General features: G+C 43.5%; 18 protein-coding genes and 4 pseudogenes. 12 read left to right on the forward strand and 10 right to left on the reverse strand.

Going from position 1 to position 22,663, the window contains the following annotated elements; all coding sequences use genetic code 11:
- Positions 1-108 precede the first annotated feature (108 nt).
- From AB4329_RS19600 to AB4329_RS19620, 5 genes and pseudogenes are all read left to right on the forward strand, one after another.
- Positions 109-816, forward strand: a pseudogene (locus tag AB4329_RS19600) (IS5 family transposase); the annotation flags it as partial.
- Between the two features lie 164 nt (positions 817-980).
- Positions 981-2,183 carry a DUF1611 domain-containing protein gene (locus AB4329_RS19605; protein ID WP_372139076.1) on the forward strand — a complete coding sequence of 401 codons (1,203 nt, stop codon included), beginning with the start codon at positions 981-983 and terminating at the stop codon, positions 2,181-2,183.
- Complete coding sequence (locus AB4329_RS19610; protein ID WP_371713745.1) at positions 2,180-3,316, forward strand: alanine/ornithine racemase family PLP-dependent enzyme; 1,137 nt, start codon at positions 2,180-2,182, stop codon at positions 3,314-3,316. Before AB4329_RS19605 ends, AB4329_RS19610 begins: the two co-directional genes overlap by 4 nt.
- Positions 3,273-3,638 carry a type II secretion system pilot lipoprotein GspS-beta gene (gene gspS2 / locus AB4329_RS19615; RefSeq protein ID WP_371713746.1) on the forward strand — a complete coding sequence of 122 codons (366 nt, stop codon included), beginning with the start codon at positions 3,273-3,275 and terminating at the stop codon, positions 3,636-3,638. The genes AB4329_RS19610 and gspS2 overlap by 44 nt, the downstream gene beginning before the upstream one ends.
- Positions 3,639-3,869, forward strand: a complete 231-nt coding sequence (locus AB4329_RS19620; protein WP_004735670.1) for a hypothetical protein — start codon at positions 3,639-3,641, stop codon at positions 3,867-3,869.
- Positions 3,870-4,005: 136 nt separating this feature from the next.
- Here the strand turns inward: AB4329_RS19620 and AB4329_RS19625 are convergent.
- A pseudogene (locus AB4329_RS19625) lies at positions 4,006-4,723 on the reverse strand (IS3 family transposase); the annotation flags it as partial.
- 243 nt (positions 4,724-4,966) lie between these two features.
- Between AB4329_RS19625 and AB4329_RS19630 the strand changes: the two are divergent.
- Positions 4,967-5,755: pseudogene (locus AB4329_RS19630) on the forward strand (tyrosine-type recombinase/integrase); the annotation flags it as partial.
- A 111-nt stretch (positions 5,756-5,866) separates the two neighbouring features.
- On the opposite strand, the gene tdh reads toward AB4329_RS19630, so the two are convergent.
- Together tdh and AB4329_RS19640 are read right to left on the reverse strand one after the other, a co-directional pair.
- On the reverse strand, positions 5,867-6,898 hold the full coding sequence (tdh, locus tag AB4329_RS19635) for an L-threonine 3-dehydrogenase (RefSeq protein WP_050649238.1): 1,032 nt from the start codon (positions 6,896-6,898) through the stop codon (positions 5,867-5,869).
- 110 nt (positions 6,899-7,008) lie between these two features.
- The gene (locus AB4329_RS19640; protein ID WP_017064793.1) at positions 7,009-8,202 is read right to left on the reverse strand and encodes a glycine C-acetyltransferase; all 1,194 of its coding nucleotides are present in this window, start codon (positions 8,200-8,202) and stop codon (positions 7,009-7,011) included.
- Positions 8,203-8,657: 455 nt separating this feature from the next.
- Here AB4329_RS19640 and AB4329_RS19645 point away from each other — a divergent pair, with 455 nt between their 5' ends.
- Complete coding sequence (locus tag AB4329_RS19645; RefSeq protein ID WP_017059538.1) at positions 8,658-9,590, forward strand: LysR family transcriptional regulator; 933 nt, start codon at positions 8,658-8,660, stop codon at positions 9,588-9,590.
- Positions 9,590-9,973, forward strand: a complete 384-nt coding sequence (locus tag AB4329_RS19650) for a VOC family protein (protein WP_017059537.1) — start codon at positions 9,590-9,592, stop codon at positions 9,971-9,973. Before AB4329_RS19645 ends, AB4329_RS19650 begins: the two co-directional genes overlap by 1 nt.
- A 111-nt stretch (positions 9,974-10,084) precedes the next feature.
- Here AB4329_RS19650 and AB4329_RS19655 read toward each other — a convergent pair whose 3' ends face one another.
- From AB4329_RS19655 to AB4329_RS19670, 4 genes are all read right to left on the reverse strand, one after another.
- The gene (locus AB4329_RS19655) at positions 10,085-11,620 is read right to left on the reverse strand and encodes a PepSY-associated TM helix domain-containing protein (RefSeq protein ID WP_371724808.1); all 1,536 of its coding nucleotides are present in this window, start codon (positions 11,618-11,620) and stop codon (positions 10,085-10,087) included.
- A gap of 111 nt (positions 11,621-11,731) precedes the next feature.
- A complete protein-coding gene (locus tag AB4329_RS19660; protein WP_017064798.1) occupies positions 11,732-12,082 on the reverse strand; it encodes a hypothetical protein in 351 nt (116 codons plus the stop codon).
- 301 nt (positions 12,083-12,383) lie between these two features.
- The gene (locus tag AB4329_RS19665) at positions 12,384-12,779 is read right to left on the reverse strand and encodes a cytochrome b562 (RefSeq protein ID WP_017059534.1); all 396 of its coding nucleotides are present in this window, start codon (positions 12,777-12,779) and stop codon (positions 12,384-12,386) included.
- Positions 12,780-12,923: 144 nt separating this feature from the next.
- Positions 12,924-13,670 (reverse strand): phosphatase, encoded by a 747-nt coding sequence (locus AB4329_RS19670; protein ID WP_372139077.1) that lies wholly within the window; start codon positions 13,668-13,670, stop codon positions 12,924-12,926.
- 321 nt (positions 13,671-13,991) lie between these two features.
- Here AB4329_RS19670 and AB4329_RS19675 point away from each other — a divergent pair.
- Positions 13,992-17,015: pseudogene (locus tag AB4329_RS19675) on the forward strand (HD domain-containing phosphohydrolase).
- Positions 17,016-17,057: 42 nt separating this feature from the next.
- On the opposite strand, the gene AB4329_RS19680 reads toward AB4329_RS19675, so the two are convergent.
- A complete protein-coding gene (locus AB4329_RS19680; protein ID WP_372139079.1) occupies positions 17,058-18,077 on the reverse strand; it encodes a DMT family transporter in 1,020 nt (339 codons plus the stop codon).
- Between the two features lie 91 nt (positions 18,078-18,168).
- On the opposite strand from AB4329_RS19680, the gene AB4329_RS19685 reads away from it, so the two are divergent.
- Positions 18,169-19,116 carry a LysR substrate-binding domain-containing protein gene (locus AB4329_RS19685; protein WP_372139081.1) on the forward strand — a complete coding sequence of 316 codons (948 nt, stop codon included), beginning with the start codon at positions 18,169-18,171 and terminating at the stop codon, positions 19,114-19,116.
- Between the two features lie 36 nt (positions 19,117-19,152).
- Positions 19,153-19,473 carry a heavy metal-binding domain-containing protein gene (locus AB4329_RS19690; RefSeq protein ID WP_004730185.1) on the forward strand — a complete coding sequence of 107 codons (321 nt, stop codon included), beginning with the start codon at positions 19,153-19,155 and terminating at the stop codon, positions 19,471-19,473.
- Positions 19,474-19,579: 106 nt separating this feature from the next.
- Here the strand turns inward: AB4329_RS19690 and AB4329_RS19695 are convergent, their stop codons facing one another.
- Complete coding sequence (locus tag AB4329_RS19695) at positions 19,580-20,836, reverse strand: peptidoglycan DD-metalloendopeptidase family protein (protein WP_372139083.1); 1,257 nt, start codon at positions 20,834-20,836, stop codon at positions 19,580-19,582.
- Positions 20,837-20,981: 145 nt separating this feature from the next.
- Positions 20,982-21,821: a tetratricopeptide repeat protein gene (locus AB4329_RS19700; RefSeq protein WP_010428829.1), complete on the reverse strand. Its 840-nt coding sequence runs from the start codon at positions 21,819-21,821 to the stop codon at positions 20,982-20,984.
- A 325-nt stretch (positions 21,822-22,146) separates the two neighbouring features.
- Here AB4329_RS19700 and AB4329_RS19705 point away from each other — a divergent pair, with 325 nt between their 5' ends.
- The gene (locus AB4329_RS19705) at positions 22,147-22,614 is read left to right on the forward strand and encodes a cytochrome b (protein ID WP_372139085.1); all 468 of its coding nucleotides are present in this window, start codon (positions 22,147-22,149) and stop codon (positions 22,612-22,614) included.
- The last annotated feature ends 49 nt before the right edge of the window (positions 22,615-22,663 follow it).

Below are 22,663 nucleotides of genomic sequence, written 5' to 3' on the forward strand. Positions count from 1 at the left end.
CTTGAAGATCAACGACACCGTTCAATGGGACAATAAAAAGTAATGTTCCAATGGCCTTGGTTAGGATTCATAGTGATCCGTGCCAGAAGTTTTGGACACTGAGTTAAGTTCCAGTACTCTGATACAGCGATTGAAACTGCCCTGATGATTAAGGGGATATTCTCTCTGCCATTACGTGCTCTTCAAGGTTTTATCAACTCTATCTTTGAGCTAATGGATGTTCCGCTGACCTCTCCTGGCTACACATGTATTAGTAAACGCTCGAAGACGGTTCAGGTCAAATATCGCAATAGGTCTAGAGGGGCTATTCACCATATAGCCATTGATTCGACAGGCCTCAAAGTCTTTGGTGAAGGTGAGTGGAAAGTAAAAAAGCATGGTGCAGAAAAACGAAGAACATGGCGTAAGCTGCACTTAGCTGTAGATGTGGATACTCACGAAGCGATTAGTGCGGAAGTCAGCCTTGTAAATGTTGGCTATAGTGAAGTGCTACCAACATTACTCAACCCTTTACGCAGAAAGGTTCATACCGAATCTACCTATGGAGCATATGACACAAAAAGTTGTCATGAAACCCTGAAAAATAAAGGCTGTACTCCGTTGATACCACCTCGAAAGAATGCAGTACATTGGGAGGATGGTCATCCCAGAAACGAAGCAGTAACGGCTCTGAAAAATGGGACAATATCGGAGTGGAAAACAGAGTCTGGTTATCACTATCGCTCAATATCTGAGACCGCAATGTCTCGATACAAGGGATTAACAAGCGGTAAATTGAGTTTGAGAAATTACAACGCTCAAGTGGGCGACGTCTGAAAGTAATAGACTCAGAAAGCGTATTAATAATAACCAACAAAAGTCTGGTGAGTGTGTTACCTTGGTTGTTATCCCTACCGCTTAGTAGGGACTTCTTTTCTTTTCCGAACTCGCAAATCGGCACTCCTTAGTCGCCCTCCTAAGCCATACTGCAGGCTTTAATTATGTCCATCTCAACCGAAAAGTTAAGAAATATATTCAAACTCTCTAGAATTGAAAATGTAGATACCAACAACGTACCCCATATAGCTCCTTGGTTACCACTTGCTCAAAAAGTAAACCCGGTCATCCCTTCTGCAATTATATATTGCGAAGGTAATTTTGGTAAAATTGATGGTAAAACCGCTAATGGGTTAGTGAGGCATTCGTTAAGCTATCGTATTCTATCGGTTATTGATAGTGAGTCTGCTGGCTTAGATGCTGGTGAAGTTCTTGATAACAAAGCCAATGGAATACCGATCCTTGCCAATGCTGAAGAAGCTATCATTCACGCGGAAAGCATTCCCGATTATTTCATTTTTGGCATTGCGCCATCAAGTGGTTTTTTATCTGACTTAGATAAAAGCATCATTTTAAATGCCATGTCATTAGGAATGAACATCGTAAATGGCTTACATGAATTTCTAACCGACGATCCTCTGTTTTTAGAAGCCAGTTTAAAGAATAACGTTCGAATATTCGATACTCGCAAACCCAAAAGTAAAGGCGATCTGAAAACGTTTAGCGGGAAAATACACAACGTTAAATGTCCGAGAATTGCTGTAATGGGGACGGATTGCGCGCTAGGAAAACGAACAACAGCAACAATATTGGCGAATGAACTGACTAAAAAAGGCCTTAACGTCGTTCTGATTGCCACTGGTCAAACAGGTATTATGCAAGGCGCACAATACTGCGTTGCACTCGATGCAGTCCCTTCACAATTTTGTGCCGGTGAATTGGAATCTGTCATTGTACAGGCCTATGAAAAAGAAAATCCGGATCTGATAATTGTTGAGGGGCAAGGAGCCTTGAGTCACCCTGCGTTTTCAACCAGCGCTTTTATCTTACGTGGCAGTTGTCCAACGGGTGTGATACTGCAACATGCCCCTAAACGTTTATATCGTAGTGATTTTCCTGATTGCCCAATGCCTTCGATTGCCTCAGAAATCAGTCTTATCGAAACGTTTTCTAATACCAATGTTATTGGACTAACACTGAATCATGAAGATATGTCGTTGGATGAAACACGTTGTGCGATAGACACTTACACTACCGAATTTGGTCTACCGGTTACTGATGTCTTGTCACAGCCTGTTGAACATCTACTGCACATCGTAACGTCAGCCTTCCCTATAATAGCAAGTAAACTGGCCGAAAAAGGGTGAACTACCCTAGGTTAGACATCGATTGTGGGAAAGTTCATCATAACGCTCAGTTCCTGATTTCTCAGCTATCACTGAAAAATATATCCGTTACGCCTGTAACAAAAGTCTTCCTCGGTCACCCTATCATCGCACAAGTTCTTATTGATGCTGGCGCAACAATGTTAGCCGATTCAAGAATCGAAAATCTTCAAAAGATGACTGAAATTGGCATTGCTATCCCTAAAATGCTGATACGTACACCCATGCTCAGTCAAGTGGCAAGCGTAATAAAATACAGTGATATGAGTTTAAACTCTGAAGTTGAAGTGATTCAGAGGCTTTCACATGCAGCGGAACAACAAAATTGCTGTCACGGTATCATTATTATGGTTGAGCTTGGCGATCTCAGAGAAGGTGTGATGCCAAATCGCGTGATTGATTTTATCCGAGAGATTATTTCTTTACCAAACATCACGATAAAAGGAATTGGTACGAATTTAGCCTGTCGGTATGGTGTCGCTCCAGATGATCAAAATATGAGTATTCTTTCTGAGCTTGCCGATGGAATTGAAGCTACATTTGGGGTCAGTCTAGAAATTATTTCAGGGGGTAATTCTGCTTCAGTTAACTGGGCTCTTCAGAGAACAGGCTTAACTCGAGTCAATAACCTTCGTATAGGAGAAGCAATTTTTTTAGGCTGTGAGCCTTTAGAGCACGAAAATATCAAAGGCTTACATACGGATGCGGTTTCTTTGACCGCTGAAGTGATTGAATCCAAGACTAAACCGACTTTGCCTTGGGGGAGTCGGGGGTTAAATGCTTTTGGTGAAAAAGAAAACCTTCAAGATAGAGGGGAGGTCTCACAAGCTATTCTAGCATTAGGCCGCCAAGATGTTTGTGTCAGCGGGCTTAAGGCTCCGAATGGGATTAAGATCATGTCTTCAACCAGTGATCATCTTGTCCTTGAATCCTCACAGAAACCACTACTTGTAGGGGAAAAAGTCACATTCAGTTTAGATTACAGTGCGCTCTTATCTTCTATGTCTTCACGTTATATCCATAAATATTTTAAGGCACCTAAAGGGAGAAGAAAGGAAGAAGGAGCGCATAATGCTACGAACAACTGTAATTCTCTTCGTCAGTGTCATGCTTAACGGTTGTCAGATAAGCCCAATAAAATCTAATGGACTTGCCGATTATAGAACGACAGTTATTTCAAGCCAACTTCCACAAGAGTTAGGCTCAATCACACTCGTAAATGCTCAGTCAGAGGGCAATAGTGTCACTCTTGTTTTCATAAAAAAGAAAACTTTGAATATGGACCGCTTAGTAGAAAAAGTCGCCGTTAGTTTTTGTGACAACATCGAAATAAGACCACTATTAGAGAGTGGGATCTCTTATCGAATCATTACCTTAGGAAAAAATGAGAAAGTAGAAAGCCTTAACGTCATTTCTCTAGCTAAGTGCTCTAATTGAATGCTTAGCAGTCGAATGGATAAAAGCCAATACGAGTTGTTCAATGTACTCAATGACACTATTTTATTGAGGTTTGACCGCCTTACGCCTTGGGAAAAAAACTTTATCACAGAGTTACACCATAAGGTCGTAACTAGACAACTCATTTCAATTAAACAAAAACAGCTTGCTTTAAAAATTTCAATGAAAGCCTATAAATCAAAGAAGAAAAACGCGCGTTCCAACGTTTAATTTAAGCTTGTGTATACCTAATCTGTTCAAGGTCCTCTAAACCTTGGACAGATTAGTAGTATTTGCACTTAACGTATTGAAAATAATCAAGTGTAGCGGTGAATGGGTAACAACTTTCAGCGTAATGGCAATTGAAATAGTCTTTCGAGCAGTACTGACTACCTCGATCGCTATGAGTTATAACCTGCTCAGGGAATCCTCGACGGAATAAAGCCATCGATAAGGCATCACAGACCAGTGAGGCCGTCATTCTCGTATCCATAGACCAACCAATTACTTGCCTTGAATATAGGTCAATAATGACAGCTAAGTACAGCCAGCCTTCGCTTGTGGCAACATAAGTAATGTCTCCTGCCCATTTTTGATTCGGAGCCGTTGCGCTAAAATCTTGAGCGAGCAAGTTCGGAGCAACGGGCATTTTATGCTTACTGTCCGTTGTACACTTAAACTTGCGTGCTGCTTTCGCTACTAAATCCTGACGTTTCATACTGGCGGCAATGGTCTCAACATTATGGTTATCACCGCTCTCTGCCAGTTCTTTCTGAATACGTCTGAGCCATCTCATTCTTTGCTAACGTCAAAGGCTTCTTTTACCTTGGTATCAAGCTTTTGGCGCTCTGTCTCACGTTGAATCGCCTTGTGGCGGTTCTCAACCCAATAATAAAACCCACTTCAAGAAACTCTGAACACCTTAGCCATACGGGAAATACTGAAACTCAGCAGGTGTTCGAGCATAAATTCATAGCAATTTACTTTAGATTTTTCGCGAAGTAGGTGGCGGCCTTTTTTACGATGTCTAGCTCTTCTGCTTGCTCTGCCAACTGCCTTTTTAGCTTAGCGACTTCAACGGCCAATTCTTGTTCTCGTTGGCTAATATTAGAATTCTTCTTTGTGGCTTTTCGCCAACCATAGATCTGAGATTCATGTAACGAGAGCTATCTTGCAGCTGTAGCGACTCCCACTTTCTCTGCCAACTTCAGGGTTTCGGCTTTAAATTCAGGAGAATGGATAATACGTTTCTTCTTGCTTGTTATGGTTCACCTCATTAGTGATTGTACTCACTTAACTCAGTGTCCAAAACTACTGGTGCGGATCAGCAAGCTCGGGATCTGATAGCCAAAACAATTGAAGGATTAGGTAACCCGATTGCCTACCACCTTAAAGAACGAGACTACTTGGACTATCGTGCAACACGAATACCTTACCGTGGCAAAAATAAATCTGTTGAGATTTCACCAACAACACATAACATGGAATTGATTTATCTAAAGGGAATGTTCAAGAAACTAATCAAGTACAATCAATGGAAATACCCCAACCCGATTGAAGCTATCGATACAATCAAAACTAGCGAGAAGAACCTGGCATATCTAACCAAGCCACAAATTGAAGAGTTCCTATTTAACCTGAAGAATTTCAACCGCGTAATTACAGTCTCGATTCCACAGCTCATTGTAATCTCTAAGATTTGCTTAGCCACCGGTGCTCGTATAAGTGAAGCTCTCACTCTTACCCGTTCACAAGTAGCTGAATTCAAGCTAACTTACACCGAGACAAAAGGTAAGAGAAATCGAAGTGTGCCCATCTCACCTGCTTTGTATCATGAGATCTTAGATATCGCAGTGAACGACCATAAGATTTTTGACACTACTTATAAGGATGCCTGGCACTACATTAAAAGGGCTTTACCTAATCATGCTCCAAGTGGGCAAGCAACGCATGTTCTACGGCATACATTTGCTTCGCACTTTATGATGAATAAAGGGGATATTTTGGTGTTACAGCGGATTCTAGGTCACACAAAAATTGAGCAGACAATGGCGTATTCTCACTTTGCTCCCGAGCATTTGATGCAGGCAGTTCACCTCAATCCTTTAGAAAATTAATGGCGACAAAATGGCGACAGCCACTGTAATCGAGCGTTATTTAGCGGTTTTAGACGTAAAAAAGGCGACAATTTAACCTGTCGCCTTTTGCTAATGAGAGCCTAATTTAGACTATTCCCAATCAAGGATAACCTTTCCTGAAAGCCCGCTACGCATAGCGTCAAAGCCTTTTTGGAAGTCATCAACCTTGAAGTGGTGAGTAATGATTGGTGTTAGATCTAGGCCAGATTGAATCAATGAAGCCATCTTGTACCAAGTTTCGAACATCTCACGACCGTAGATACCTTTGATAACCAAGCCTTTAAAGATTACTTGGTTCCAGTCTACTGCCATATCTGATGGTGGAATACCTAGTAGAGAGATCTTACCGCCGTGGTTCATGTTAGTCAGCATGCTGTTGAACGCAGATGGGTTACCAGACATTTCTAGGCCTACATCGAAGCCTTCAGTCATGCCAAGATCAGACATTACGTCTTCAAGCTTCTCTTCCATCACGTTTACTGCGCGAGTCACACCCATTTTCTTAGCAAGATCTAGGCGGTACTCGTTTACATCAGTGATTACAACGTGACGAGCACCAACGTGCTTAGCAACAGCTGCAGCCATGATACCGATTGGGCCAGCACCAGTAATTAGCACGTCTTCGCCAACTAGGTCGAAAGAAAGTGCTGTGTGTACTGCGTTACCAAACGGGTCAAAGATTGAAGCTAGATCGTCAGAGATTTCTGCAGGGATCTTAAATGCGTTGAACGCAGGAATCACAAGGAACTCAGAGAACGCACCAGTGCGGTTAACACCAACACCTGTTGTGTTACGACAAAGGTGAGTACGGCCGCCACGACAGTTACGACAGTGACCACATGTGATGTGACCTTCGCCAGATACACGGTCGCCGATTTCAAAACCACGAACTTCTTGGCCAATGCCAACAACTTCACCCACGTATTCGTGACCTACTACCATAGGTACTGGGATTGTGTTTTGTGACCACTCATCCCAGTTGTAGATATGTACGTCAGTACCACAAATTGCGGTTTTCTTAATACGAATAAGAAGATCATTATGACCCATTTCAGGTTTTTCAACCTCGGTCATCCAAATGCCTTCTTCAGGCTTTAGCTTAGAAAGTGCTTTAATTTTCATAATGTTACCTAGTTCATCTCGCCTAACTGTAAGGCGAGAATCAAAAATCTATATATTCTACTGGGTGTTGCTCTATCTAATTAAAGGATGCTCGTGGCATCCCTTTAAAATTAGATGATACCCATGTCTTTACCAACTTGAATGAACGCATCGATTGCGCGGTCTAGTTGCTCACGAGAGTGTGCAGCAGACATTTGCGTACGGATACGAGCTTGACCTTTTGGTACTACAGGGAAAGAGAAACCTACAACGTAGATGCCTTTCTCTAGTGCGCGCTCAGCGAACTCAGCCGCTACTTTTGCATCACCAAGCATGATTGGGATGATTGCGTGGTCTGCACCGCCCATAGTGAAGCCAGCTTCTTCCATGCGAGTACGGAAGTGAGCAGAGTTTTCCCATAGTTGAGTACGTAGGTCGCCAGATTCCGCAAGAAGATCTAGAACGCGGATAGACGCAGATACGATTGCAGGAGCAACAGAGTTAGAGAATAGGTATGGACGAGAACGCTGACGTAGCCAGTCGATCACTTCTTTCTTACCAGAAGTGTAACCGCCTGAAGCGCCACCCATTGCTTTACCAAGAGTACCAGTGATGATATCGATACGGTCTACAACGTTGTGGAACTCGTGAGTACCCGCTCCGTTTTCGCCCATGAAGCCCACTGCGTGAGAGTCATCAACCATTACTAGTGCATCGTACTTGTCTGCAAGGTCACAGATAGCAGGAAGGTTAGCCACTACGCCGTCCATTGAGAACACACCGTCAGTTACGATTAGTGTGTGACGAGCGCCAGCTTCTTTAGCAGCGATAAGTTGCTGCTCTAGCTCTTCCATGTTGTTGTTCGAGTAACGGAAACGCATTGCTTTACACAGACGAACGCCATCGATGATAGATGCGTGGTTTAGTGCGTCAGAGATGATTGCGTCTTCTTTACCTAGAATTGTTTCGAACAAACCAGCGTTTGCATCAAAACAAGATGTGTAAAGGATAGTGTCTTCTTTACCTAGGAACGTAGAAAGCTTTTGCTCTAGTTCTTTGTGAGAATCTTGAGTACCACAGATGAAACGTACTGAAGCCATACCAAAACCGTGCTGATCCATACCATCTTTAGCTGCTTCGATAAGAGCTGGGTGGTTAGCAAGACCTAAGTAGTTGTTTGCACAGAAGTTTAGTACTTCTTCACCAGTCGAGATAGAAACCGCTGCTTTTTGTGCAGAAGTAATAATGCGCTCAGACTTGTAAAGACCTTCTTCTTTAACTTCTTCGATTTGAGTTTGAATCTGTTGGTAAAATGCAGAAGACATTGTCTCATTCCTTCCTAGTTATAATTTAGCAGCATCGCGCGCCGCTTTATGTAGGGATGTAAACGATCTCAACACGATCATTTACACTGTAAAACTTATGCCTATATTCTAGTTGAACATCCCCGTTCCGATTATCCCTTTAGTTGGAAAAACATTAATGAATCACAGGCACTAATAATAGTTCATCCCAGTGACATAGGGCACATTAACGCCCTTCACCTGCTTTTTTAAACGCCAAATTAGCTATAATTTCCGTCTAATTTCGCTTTCATATCAAATCTCAATTTTTCATCTCAGAATGCGCAGCAGCAACGCCGCTATACAGATGAGCTTCAAACACAACAACCTATCAGAGCAATCACGTCAATCAATTAATGAAATTGATTCACAAATCAAAGTAAATCGCTCACAATGACCATTAAGTTCATCGTTGAAACTAGCTTAACTGGATACTTATGATTAACCCAAAACTCATCGCCCTGCTTCCGGATCTCGCCTCGTTCATTTTGGTGGTTAACGAAGGTAGTTTTACGGCTGCAGCAAAACAGTTAGGCGTGACACCATCAGCCTTGAGTAAGCTCATCACCCGCTTGGAAAAAGCGCTATCGGTGAAACTGTTTGAGCGTACCACTCGTACCCTTATCATTACGCAAGCGGGTCAATTGGTTTATGATCAGAGTGTGGTGATGATCAACGCAGCGCAACAAGCCGTTGAACTGTCTACCTCCGACCATACCGAACCTGCAGGCTCGATAACGGTAGCGGCGCCTGAAGCCTTCTTGAATTCGGTATTGCAGCCTTTCGTTGTTCCATTCTTAAATCAGTATCCAGAAATCCAACTTAAATTGAGAGCGGCTGACGGCGACATCGATATTTTACGTCAAGGCATCGACATTGCTTTCCGCCTGACTGATAAGCCCGACGAAAGCTTAGTATTGAAAGAGTTAGGAAAAACAAACCTCGTGTTGTGTGCAAGCCCTGACTATTTAGATGCCAAGGGGATTCCTCACCACCCTACCGAGCTGTCTGAACACGACTGTTTGTATCTTGCAGAGACAGACAAAGATCACATTTGGGATTTTCTTAAAGATGATGAATTTCACACAGTACCCGTCAGTGGACGTTACGCAGTTAACCACTCGCAGATGCGACTGAAAGGTGTGAAAGAAGGTCTAGGCGTCGGTATTTTCCATGACTTCGTGATTCAAGATGCGTTGGCTGAAGGGTCTGTAGTACAAGTGTTGGAAGATTGGACCATCAAGAGTAATTACCATGGTGCGATTGCGATGCAGTTTGCTCAAACCAAGTACATGCCCGCTCGACTGCGTGTATTCATTGATTACGCCATGGAGCACTTAGGTGACAAGTTGGCAGGAGAAATAAACTGATGTTGAAAGGAATACACCACGCAGCCATAATCTGTTCAAACTACAACGCATCGAAGCACTTTTACACCGAGATTTTAAAACTTGAGATCATTGCCGAAAACTATCGAGAGGCTCGCCAGTCGTACAAACTTGATTTAGCGCTACCTAATGGTGCTCAGATAGAACTATTCAGCTTCCCTAACGCACCGGAAAGACCTAGCTTTCCTGAAGCTCAAGGGCTAAGACACTTAGCTTTTTGTGTTGATGACGTTCAACAAATCAAAAGCTATTTGGAAGAACAAAGAGTCGAAGTCGAACAGATCCGAATTGATGAATTTACAGGTAAAGCATTTACTTTTTTTGCCGATCCTGACGGGCTTCCGTTAGAGCTTTATGAAATCTAGAGCTTTATCAAATATAGAGCTGTACAAGTCTAACGTCTTCTTAATAAACAGAGCATGTCATCTGAATAATGAAACTGACCTCCTCAAAAAGGAGGTCAGTTTGTATATCAATTAACTCAATGCCGTCTTGAATTTCTCAACGCGTGAAAATAGTAACCAATCCAGCAGCATTGCTGTCACGATCGTCGCTCCCGCCAGTGGAAACAGTACTGAAATAACTATCACGATCACTAAACCTGTCTTCCAAAGCCCTGCATCGCCAAACTTCGGTGGCGTGCCAAGCTTTCTTTGACCTGAAGGTCTACGTATCCACCACATCACACCGCCAGTCACGGACACAACAATGAACGCCAAACAAAACAAAGCATTTAGAAGCTTGTTAATGATGCTGATGTCACCTTGATGCAATGAAATACCTACCGCTAACGTTTTGGCAATGAAGTTATAATCTTGCCATGTCACCTCACCCAGAATACGACCTGAGTATTGGTCGAGGTGCGTAGTACGGTCCTGCGTTGGATCAATGATGTCACCGCCCATAGTGTTGGCTGTGACCGTGTAAACACCCGTTTCTGAACGCGGGAAATTCACCTTGTATCGTGTAAAGCCAAGTGAGTATGCTTTTTCAGTAACGTCATCAATGTCGAAGTTGCTTGCTGACAACACATGTTGAGAGTGATCTTCACCCATCTTAGAGTGATCATGAGGTTCCGTCGCCTCTTCCACATGATGAACGTGTTCTGCTGGCTTATCTTGAGACAAAGGCAATAGTGTTTGCTCCAAGTTCCAAGGTAGCTCTTCTTCTGAGCCATGGTTGAGGGAAGCGTGCGTCTTATCAGACAACGGAATATCGTCCCACATTTGAGCAGGGAAAGTGCTCCATGCTTGAACAAGCTTACCGCCCCAAAAACCTGTCCATGCCAATCCAGACAGAATAAACAACAACAGAACGAGCGATAACACACCTCCAATGTTCGCATGCAGATCACGCATTAAAATACGCGTTCCTGAACCAAATCGAAGCTTAAGAAAACCAGCGCGGCTCGCGTTATCTCTAGGTAACCATAAGTAAATACCACTGATGAGCAACAGAATAGACAAGCTTATTGCGACTTCAATTAGATAATCACCCCAATCACCAATCAACAAAGTGCCGTGAATGTCATTCGCGAGTTGGTACAGGCTGTCGCTACGCGGAATCTCTCCGACCACTTCGCCCGTATATTGATTTACCGTGGCGAAGACCGATGTGCCGTCTACAAGTGCTACCGAAAAGCGGTTAGCCAGATCAGGAGCTTTGCTCGGAACAAACTGGGTAACCGAACCTTGTGGGTATTGAAGTTGTACTGCAGCTAACTGTTGTGACACTTTAATCGGCTCGCCCGATGCAACAATCTCTAGGGCTTCGTGGTGGAAAGTCAATTCGATTTCATCATCAAACAGCATCACCAAACCTGTAATGCTCAGCATTAACATAAACGGGATAACAAATAGCCCAGCATAGAAGTGCCAGCGCCATGTGAGGAAATAGAGGGTTTTATTGCGGTCTTTGCTTTTTATATTGGTTTCCGAACCGGTTGTTGCACTGCTTTTAGACTGCGAAGTTGCTTGTGCTTTCGCAGGGGTTTGAGATTCATTTCTCAACATTATAATTTCCTTTGACACACGCAAACATACCTTCTGAAAAATCAGAAAGTAATCTGAGCATGTTTAACTTTACTTAATACTTTATTTTTTAATTATTTTAATGGGTTAGGTTTAAGCAATAACAAAGGGAGGGCCGCGCGGGGCTTGCCTCGTGTAGCGTTCGCTTAGAGCCAAAAAAGCGTAGCTGTCGGAGACAATAGAACTCAGTCGAGTTGTCAGTAGTGTAGTGGGAAGTTCATCTTGGTGAAACGTGGAAAAATGGCTAAACGGACACGGCTTTCCTTTATGAGTATTAGGTTCGCCTTCTTCGATTTGAACCAATTCAAAGCCATTGACCGTACATAACGACGCCCATACTCCCGCACTATTACCATGAGCATTGATAACAGGCATTAATGTCACTAGCGCCCAGCTTAATGCTGTTGCAAGTAACATGAAGAAGTTGAACGAGGTTCGGCGCATTATTCCAATTCTTTATAAATTTCCCTTATTATGAGGGACTTGGAATATAGGTAAACGTAAAGATTAACAGCAAGTTAAAAAATTGAAGCTAACGCACACTCTTTTTCGTTAAATACTGGTTACAACACTAAAACTAAGAAAGTAATACTCATCTCTTTGCAGCAGGCTTTCGATAAAAGAGACAATAAAAACGCCGCCTTACACCTTCCTCGAAAGAGGGTAATGTAAGGCGGCGTTTTAGAAATCGAATCTTGAGGTTTGCTCTTTGTTACCTATCTAGCAAACGTTCATGATTAACGAATTAACCGAAGATCTTGCTCCAGATGCTTGGGTTACGCTTCTCATGGTACTCTTCACGAAGGCCATCAATAGTACGAAGTTCTTGCTGTGCCGACGCTAAGTCACCTTGGTCTAGCTTCTGCTCAATGCTATCCAGTGATGCACTGATCTTTTTGAAGCCTTCCATGAAGTTGTCTTCTTTCTCGACTGGGTAAACACCCGTTTTCAGCTCTGCCACTAGCGTATCTAAACGAACGATAGGCTTTTGCATCTCTTCAATGCTTTGAGCTTCTGCCGCTTGTTTGAACGCAAGCTTCATTTCTTGCATGTTTTTCTTAAGGTCTACATTAGCAAATGCGTTGCCAGACAATACTGAAGCAGCGATTAAGCCAGATAAAAGGATTGAGCGAGTTTTCATTGTTTCTCCAAGTGAAGCGGTGTCTTTGAAGTTAGAGCCGTCATTACTGTGGCACTTCGACTTTATTATTTTCGGCTAGTGTATACAAAAATCTTTCAGGCACAAAAATTGATTGTGTCGAAATGCAAACCCGCCGACATTCTCTTAAACAAGATCTGAATATTCTGGGATTTCATTACGACCGCGCAAGGCCAAAAAGGCTAGGAACTGCTTTGGCGAATGGGTAATCACTTTACTCGAATCTACGCCCACTTCATCTAACAATGCTGCGACTAAGTATAAGCCACCGACATCTAAACAGAAATGCGCATCGCTGCCTGTTGTAATAAATGCACCCTTCGCTTTCGCTATTCTTGCAATCTCATAGCAGCGGTCAACACTGCCAACTCGGCTATTGCCTTTGAGTGTGGTGTTGTTGATCTCAATCGCCACGTTGTTCTCAACCGCACATTGAATAACGGCTTCGAAATCGAAATCAAAATTAGGATTGCCTAAGTGACCAAGCGCATCAATTCGACCGCCCTTAATCACATTCAACAATGCTTCTGTATGGTTAGCGACATCCGATGGGCGAAATACTGGCTCATGAAAACTCGCGATCACCCAATCCAAGTTCTTATCCACACTCGGATGAATGTCGATTTCACCCTGTGTGTTCATGATGTTTGACTCAACACCTCGAATAATTGCGACATCTTCAATAAAACGAGGGAGCACACGCTGATTGCTGAAGAACCAATAGTGTGGCGCGCCCGGCATTGATTCTGAATGATCAGTAGTACAAAACATGGCTAAACCATTTTGCTTTGCCGACTTGGCGTTTTCGATCAATGTGCTGTAAGCATGACCACTTGCGTATGTGTGGGTGTGAGTATCTACTTTGAGTTCCATGAATCAATGCCCTCTTCGCTCGGTCAAAATACGTTTTTCAGAAAGTAACTCTGAATCTCTTTCAGGAAAAGAATACTTCAGAAAATGAATGCCTAATGGCAACAATTCGGCCAGTTTATCAGCTGAAAGTGACAATTAGCACCCAAACATAAAGGTTTATTACTGGTTCATTTACACGACACGGGAATACGTGGCTAACCAGAGCCAGCCAGCGCTTGGTCTTATCTAAGTCGAACCGCACACACTCGGTAATTGCGCCAATTTTTTGCAACCTACCCAAGTTCGTCAATACTTAAACCAGCCTACAAACTGGAGTGTTAGATGAGAAGAAGACGATATCCGCTGAGTATCCACATCACTAGCCTTTTCCTAATTTTGACAACACTTGTCGGTGCGGTATTGATTTCGATTAGTTATCGGCACTCCCAAGAGCTGCTGCTAGGCACAGTGCGCGAGATCAGTAATGAGCACCGCGACAAACTGGAATCAGTATTTAAACAAGCCATTGCCCCTGTTATCACAACCTTAAATGTGATGGCGGTGAGCCCGTTTGTTGCTCATCAAGCTTCCGCTGTCGAAAAAGACTCTTGGCTTGCTTCGGTCGATATCATCTTCAAGCAAAACACCAATTTGGTCGCTCTATTTTATGGTTCTGAAGATGGTGACTTCAGAATCTTTCGTCCATTAAGCACCAATAAACAGAGAGCCGAAAACAGCGCGCCCGCTAAAGCGACCATGATGGTCAGCAGCACCAATCTAGACGGTGAAAACTTTATTACCTATCTTGATGGCGCACATCAAGTGATCAGTACTCGACAAGCAGAGAGTAAGTTCAACCCCACCACTCGTCCTTGGTTTCGTAACGCAAAGCCTGATGGCTCAATACAACTCTCTGAGCCCTATCTATTCTATTTCCTGCAAACCAATGGCATTACACTCTCTAGGCGTTCTGCCGATGGCAAGCATGTGGTTGGTGCCGACTTTACGTTGAGTTCCCTCTCTTCTCAGATCAGTGAATGAGCTTATTCTCCGCAAACCCGACTCGCCTTGTTCGATCAACATTTTAATCTTCTCGGTCAGCATCAACTTGAGCTATCAGTACCCAAGCCTGACTCCCAATCTGATGACACAAGTAAAACTGAGCAAACGAACAACCAAACGACGGGGAATCTCTCTGGCAGTGAGCAAGACCAAAGCTTCTTTAATGTGCCCAAACGTGAACAGATGGAAGCATTGAAAGCGTCCGTTATTGCGCCGCTTATCTCTGATGAAGAGAAGTTTAACCTCAATCTAAAAAACGTTGAATACAACTTAAACACTTGGGCACTAACGCTAACGCCGGTTCAACTGACTCAAAATGTCACCTTATACTTGGCAGAAGCGACGCCACACAATGAGCTGCTCGCTGATCTTATCTCGATGCGAGACAAGCAAGTTGCGGTCGCGATTGGGATGTTGTTCATCTGCTTCGCTATCGTATGGTTTGTTGCTAATCGACTGTCTCAGCCGCTCAATACGCTGATGCAACTCACCGACAACATCGCTCGGTTCGACTTCAGGCGTACTCATTATCCCAAAAGCATGATTCAAGAAGTGGCTAACCTCGCCCACTCGATTGAGCTAATGGAACACACGCTTCATGATCTGATTACCCTACTTCGAGACACCGCCGGGAATCAGGAGTTTTCGATCTTAGCCAAGAACATTGCTCATCAAAGCTATTTAATTACCAAAGCAGAAACCATTGTCCTTTTCACTCAATCCAAAGAGAAAGACGTGTTTGATACGGCAGCCAACCTTGCCATTCTTCCTTTTAAGGCCGACATCAATGACTTCATCAAACACACGCCTTGGTTGCTGTGTCAGCTTAAATCTGGTGAGACGATCCATTTGAACAGAGAAGACAATGTTCTCAACTATTACCAAGATTCGATCTTCAATTCAGACCTGTACCTATTTCCACTATTAAACCGAGAGAAACTGTTGGTAGGGATTGTGGCAATTGGCTATGAGAGACCAATTACCAAGATGCAGGCAGACAAGCACGCCTTTTTAAGAGAGTTGCTCAGCTTTGCGGAAATAGCGAAAGACAACATCGACCAAATGCAGCAACAAAAAGACATGCTTAATGCCTTTATTGAGCTGATTGCATCGGCGATTGATACCAAGTCACCTTATACGGGCGGGCATTGCCAACGAGTGCATGAGCTCACCAAATGGCTAACTCAAGCAACCATAGATGATGACCGCTATTACCCGCAATTCTCATTGGACAGTAAACAGTGGGAAGAGTTGATGCTCGCCGCTTGGCTTCATGACTGCGGCAAGGTGACCACGCCTGAATATGTGGTAGATAAGGCAACAAAACTGGAAACCATTTACGACCGAATCCACGAAGTGCGAATGCGTTTTGAGTTGTTGAAACAGCAAGCGGAAACCGATTACTGGAAAGCGATGGCGAACGGTGCACTACAAGAAGAACAACTCAAAATACTCGAACAAAGCCTGTCTGAACTGGATGAGGAGTTTGCCTTCGTTGCTGAGTGTAATCTTGGCGGCGAATCTATGACGGAAGAGCAGCTAGAACGCTTAGATCAAATAGCCAAACGCCAATGGAAACGTACACTGGATGATCAATTGGGTTTGTCTTGGTCTGAAAAAGAGAGATTTAACACCCAAAAAGAGTCGGTTGAGAAAGAGAGAACTGAGCCAACAAGTCAGGAAAAGGGTTTGCCTGTCATGGAGCCTCTGCTTGCAGACAAACCGGAGCATAAAATACCTTGGGACAATGGCTTTAACCCTGCCGATGTATGGCAAGAAGCGTTTGTACTTAAGCCCGGAGAAGTTAAATACAACCAAGGTGAACTGCACAATTTGAAAGTACGCCGTGGTACGCTAAACGATGAAGAACGTTTCATGATCAACGATCATATTATCCAAACCTTCACCATGCTCAACAAGTTGCCTTACCCGCCTTACCTTCAAAACATTCCGGATATCGCCAGCGGACACCACGAACGTATCGACGGTAAGGGATACCCAAGAGGCTTAAACGAAGACCAGTTACCTCTGCCGTCCAGAGCAATGGCAATTGCTGATGTCTTTGAAGCGCTCACCTCTAGTGATCGCCCTTATAAGAAAGGTAAACTCTTAAGCGAATCACTCAACATCATGACCGACATGGCCACCAGCGGTCATATCGATCCCAAGTTGTATTTACTGTTTTTGGAAAACAAAATCTACGATAAATACGCTGAGCGATTCTTAGAAATGAACCAACGCTGCGAGATTGACCCGCACGAACACATCGACCGAGTAAAAGAATACATACGCTCATTGTTCTAAGTTTTAAATTAACCATTCAGAGGATAAGCCATAACTCAATGGTTAGCTTTTAGCTGCCGAGTCCAATACCGCAACGTCCACTACAGTCGCTACAGCCACTGTGGTGTGCGGTTTTTGTTTGGCTTTCGCCTTGCTGTGTCTTTTTGCCAGCAATGTATTGGTGATGCTCGCCACGACAATCAGGTTAATGCCAATCATCTGCTGTGTAGAAAACACATCATCAAAGAACAAGCCCTGCCAAAGCGCGCTAAACAGCATGTTAGTAAAAATTAACGGAGCCAATTGAGATCCGCTGTCTGCTAACTTGTACGCTTTCGAACGGAAGATCTGCGTATTAATGGTGAATAACGCCAAACCAAGTGCACCCAGTACAATCCAACGTAAGTCATCGAAAGACCACAACGCCGATAAGCTACCTGAGCTTTCTACTACATCAGGAACCGCAGACACTGAAGTAAACACAACCATTGGTATCACAATAATTGCCGCAACTAAAAAGGTCCACGCGTTAAGCTCTGCCGGAGTCAGGCTGGTTTTAGACGCTCGGTACAAACTCACTTGCGAGCCAGAATTAAATACCCCCGCGAGAAGCCCAAGCAGAAGCGCAGGTCTAAAGAACTCCGAACCCAACTCAAACTGCGACCAATCCCCCGCCATCATCACTACGCCAACAAAGGTGACAGCTAAACACACTATCGTCGTTGTATGAATCTTGGTTCTAAATATTAACTTTTCTAACAATGGAATAAACAGAGGCCCCGTACTGAACAACACAACCCCTTCAACAAGCGTTAAGGTTTGCAGTGAAGTAAGGAAACACCACTGACACGCCACCATAAAGATCGCCCGCATCACCAAAGGTTTCCACATTTCTCGTGTCGGCTTGCTGATTTTGTAAAAGGTCAGGAAAAGAAATAAAAACAGACTGGGTAACAAAAAACGCACAAAACTGAGTAACGAAGTGGGCATCACTTCAGATAGATACTTGGCCATCAAGCCACTTAAAGACAAACTGAACGTCGACAACAACATGAAAGTCGTTGCCTTGGTAATATCAGACATAATTATCACCTCCTATGACATCTATTTTAGAGGCGTGACGTAATGAAAAATAGCGAGTAATATTAACTATAACTGTAAGGAAAACTTACCAATGAAAAAACTCGTTCCGCTTAAATCCGTTTATGCTTTCATTGCTGTTGCTGAGACTGGCAGCATGACCGACGCCGCGCGGGTATTGTACGTCAGTCACTCTGCGGTAAGCCAAGCGATAAAGTCGTTAGAACAACTGGTCAACAAGCCTCTGTTTCAACGAGTCGGTCGTCGTGTTGTTCTTAATGTCGCAGGTAAGCGATATTACCGCAAAGTTGCTCCCGCACTTGAGCAAGTGATAGAGGCGACCGAAGAGCTTGCCAGAACGCCTAACGACCACCGCATTACCCTCAACATGGTCAATTCGCTAGCGATGCACTGGTGGATCCCACGAGTTCCCGACTTCCAAGCCTTCGCTCCCTCACTTGATATCCGCATTTCGACGCTAACTGGCCCTTTCGATATCGAGCAGGAAGGGGTCGATGTTGCGCTTGTACATGGCAAACCCAACGAGTGGGAACAATATTACAGCGAGAAACTGGGCGACGATGACCTAATCTTGGTGTGTAGCCCTACGATATTAAAAAACCAGACCGGATTGAGCGTCGAACAACTCGTCAAACAAAACCCGACCATTGGCGTTTTTAACCTCAGGCGACAACACGACTGGCAAGTGTGGTGCGACAATTACCAAATCCCAATGCCCACATTCCATAGCAACCTGACATTCGATGTCTCCATTCAAGCGGTGCAAGCTTCAATTCGTTCGTTAGGCGTACTAGTAACGCATCGCTTGTTTGTGAAAGATGATATCAGCCATGGGATGCTTGTCGAATTGGGTAAACCGGTTGCTAACCCGCACCAAGATTTTTACTTTGTTTGCCCAAAAAACAAATTAAAACAAGAAAGTGTGCTAAAACTGAGAACATGGTTAAGACATGAATTCACACGCTCAGAGACAGCACTGAACGATGACATTCAAGAGCAAGACCAAACTATCAATCAATAAGCGAGTGACAGCTCAGCAAGCTTACAAGAGGCCATTATGATTATTACCACCACACAATCAGTCGAAGGCAAGCGCATTGTCGATTACAAAGGGGTTATTGCCGGAGAAGCCATTCTAGGGGTGAACGTTTTCAAAGATATGTTTTCAGGAATTCGTGACTTTGTGGGTGGACGTTCTGGCACCTACGAGAAAGAACTGGAAAAAGCACGTAACTACGCGTTCAAAGAGTTAGAACAGAAAGCGATTGAAGCGGGTGCCAACGCGGTGGTAGGCGTAGATATTGATTACGAAGTCTTGGGAACAGGTAATGGCATGTTGATGGTCTCTGCTAGTGGCACGGCAGTGGTGGTTGCTTAACTGAATCACTCGCTAAATCATGCGATTACCTAGAAAAACGCCCCTTAGCTGAATCGCTAGCTAAGGGGCGTTATTGTATTCGCTGCCAAACTAGGCTTGAATATCTCTAACTCGCACGATCTTCTGGCTCAGAAATCATGGCATCAAAAGAGGCAATTCGAGCCAAAAACTCTTTTCTATCTTTAGGCATTATCGAACTTGCCATCGGTAAGTTTGCCTTCATCGCATCGACGGCGCGACCACGAACCAATACTTCAAAGTGCAAGTGCGGGCCAGTAATACGGCCAGTTGCACCCGATAATGCTATTTTCTGACCTCGCTTAATTTGCTGACCTTTCTTAACGAGGAAGCGACTCAAGTGAAGATAACGTGTCGTGTATACGCTGTTATGTTCAATCACCAAATATTTCCCGGCATAAGGGTGATCACGAAGCGCTACAACACGGCCATCACCCGTTGAGTACACCGGAGCGCCCACTGGCGTCGCAAAGTCAGTACCATTGTGTGGCGAGATTCGCCCAGTTACTGGGTGTCTCCGTTTAGGGTTGAACGATGAGGTAATTCTTCGGAATTTTCTGTCTACAGGGTATCTATTGAATGCTTGCTCTAGGCTATTACCCTCTCTGTCATAAAAAAGACCATCTGGTGCTAGAAAAGCTGCGACTTCTCGGTTTCTTAATTGAATTGAGATACCTTGAATTTCTGTTTTACCCGTTAGGTGATCATCCGTGTACTGCTCTTTGACCAATACATTGAAGCTATCACCAGCTCTCAGCTCTCGAGCGAAGTTGACTTTGTCTTTTAGTGTGCGGGTGATATTGGCTATCTGGTTAGTAGTTAACCCCGCTTTGTAGGCTGACGTTGAAAAGCTACCATGCACACTGCCAGCATAAAGTTTTTCCTTCCACTCGCCTGGTATCTCATGGAACTGATAGCTGAAGCTTCCATCATCATTTCGAGTAAAGGCTGCTTGCTCAACCAAACTCTCGTGATAAATCAGCTCCACAAGCTGTTTAGAGTCACCATCCAGAAGCAACTCTAGATGATCACCAGGTTTTATTGTGTCCAATTTCAAAGACTCAAGATCTGCTTCCATCACCTTTTGAACCGTTCCATAAGGCAGTTTCCATGACGAAAATATGTTGCTTAGCGTGTCGCCGACTTTCACAAAATAATGGACTTTAACGAGAGAGTTGGAACCCGATTGCGAATGCACCTTGGCCACATCACTCGATTGAGAATCTTGATAAGGTGTTATTTTGATAGAGACTTCTTGTACTGGTTCTGAATGAAAAGAGAGCAAAGTAGCAAGAGAAAATGCGCTGATCGCAATAATGATCAGGCCGGAGCGGAGAAACTTCATAAAATATTTAACGGTTTATAACGATGAACTCATTCAAACGTTATAACATAACAATTTAGTTTATTGAACAAGTGAAATGTAAGAAACCGTTCTGTAAATCCAATAAAAAGATGATGGGCTAATAAAGCCCATCGCCTTTCAAATATTACTCTTCGAAAAGAGCCTCAAATCGTTCTAAACCTCTTAGCATCTCAAAATCAGGCTCTTCAGCTAGTAGCTCTCTCATAGAACCACTTGTTTCAATCGAACGCTCTAAATCATCGATAGCTTGACCTTCTGCACCTAATCTAGCGTAAGCACAAGCGCGTTGGTACAGGGCATGAGCATTTTGATCATCTACCTCAAGTACGCGGTTGCACAGACTCATCGCCCAATGGTATTCCCGCATGTCCATTGCAGCATCCGCTTTGTGTGTCAACGCTTCCAAGTCACCCGGACGAACCTTCAAAATTTCATCATAAGTTTCAATTTTTTGTTCAGCAGTCTGGGCATTTTGCGCTCTCAGCCATAAATTGTGAATCTCATTGATGATCTCAATCTCTCGGTTGTTCTCCGATATGATTCTGGTCTTACGCTTAAGGTCCCTTTCAAGAAGGTTAAATTTCTTTTCATAATCTTGAGCAATCGAATTCAGCCGCTGGTCGGCCATTTCTTTGGTGGTATGTTTGAGCTCTTTAAGTGATTGCCACCCCACCAACGCAATGAGTGAAGCAACACCTGCAATAATGTAGAAGAAATACGTCACGGTGACATTCGCATAGTTGAGCGACTTGTCGGCAACAGACAGTTCACGATCGGTCATCTGTATAGTTAGGCGTCTCTCAAGATCTTGTTGTTCCATTCGCAACTGCTTCAACTCATCTAGGATGTAGCGCTCCATCAGTGGTCGGTCTACATACTCTTTGTCTGAGTATTTAACTTCCTCGCTTGCAAGGCTCATGGTTGTTACCAGTGAGAACACTGCAATCAATAGAATTCGAAGCATTTATACTTTCCTTATATGTCTTATCTTTGTGTCACTGTATCTCGTTATGGCAATACAAGCTAGGGAGTCAGATGATTTACTGTCTCGGCATTGGAATTAACACTCTAAAACATCATTGATAATTATAAAACACTTGAAGCAACATCATTAATTTCTAACTAATAAAAATGCCCAGTATTACTGTTCTATATAATTAATTCGTGATGCAAATATACCGATGATTGATTTATAGCATCCCGTGGAATCTTATATTTATAATAATTAAACCGAGGTTAATTTGAGTAATACGCGATACGATTTAATGAGCCGTGTACTGCACTGAGTCATGGCTTTCGTCATCATCTATGCAACAACCGCAGGGTATGTGATGCACTATGTCACTAGCCATCCAGAACTGTTTTCTTTTCTGTCTGTGCTTAATATGTCATTGGCAACCATTGCAACACCGTTGCTCATTGCACGTTATATTTGGAGCCATTTTCGCTCATCACCGGAGATGCCACTCTCAATCCCAAAGCGACAGCAGTGCGTTGCCAAACTGACTCACTCATTGATGTATCTAGTGATGTTCATGGTTTTTAGTTCCGGTTATTTGATGCTGAAAGAGCCTTATTCTCTATTCTGGTTAACGAACGTCAATAATCTAATTACCGAACCTTCAATCAACCACTTCTTTTTCTATTTACATAGTGCCAGTTGTATTGCCCTAGCCTGTTTAATTGTGCTGCATATCAGTGCCGCACTTAAACACCACTTTGTCTCTAGGAACTATGTATTGAAGATGATGCTCTAGATTCAGAGAATTCAACACGGTTTGCACAAACAAAAAAGGTTCATCGCGG

The sequence above is a fragment of the Vibrio sp. 10N.261.54.A5 genome, assembly GCF_041471145.1.
Classification (GTDB): domain Bacteria; phylum Pseudomonadota; class Gammaproteobacteria; order Enterobacterales; family Vibrionaceae; genus Vibrio; species Vibrio crassostreae_C.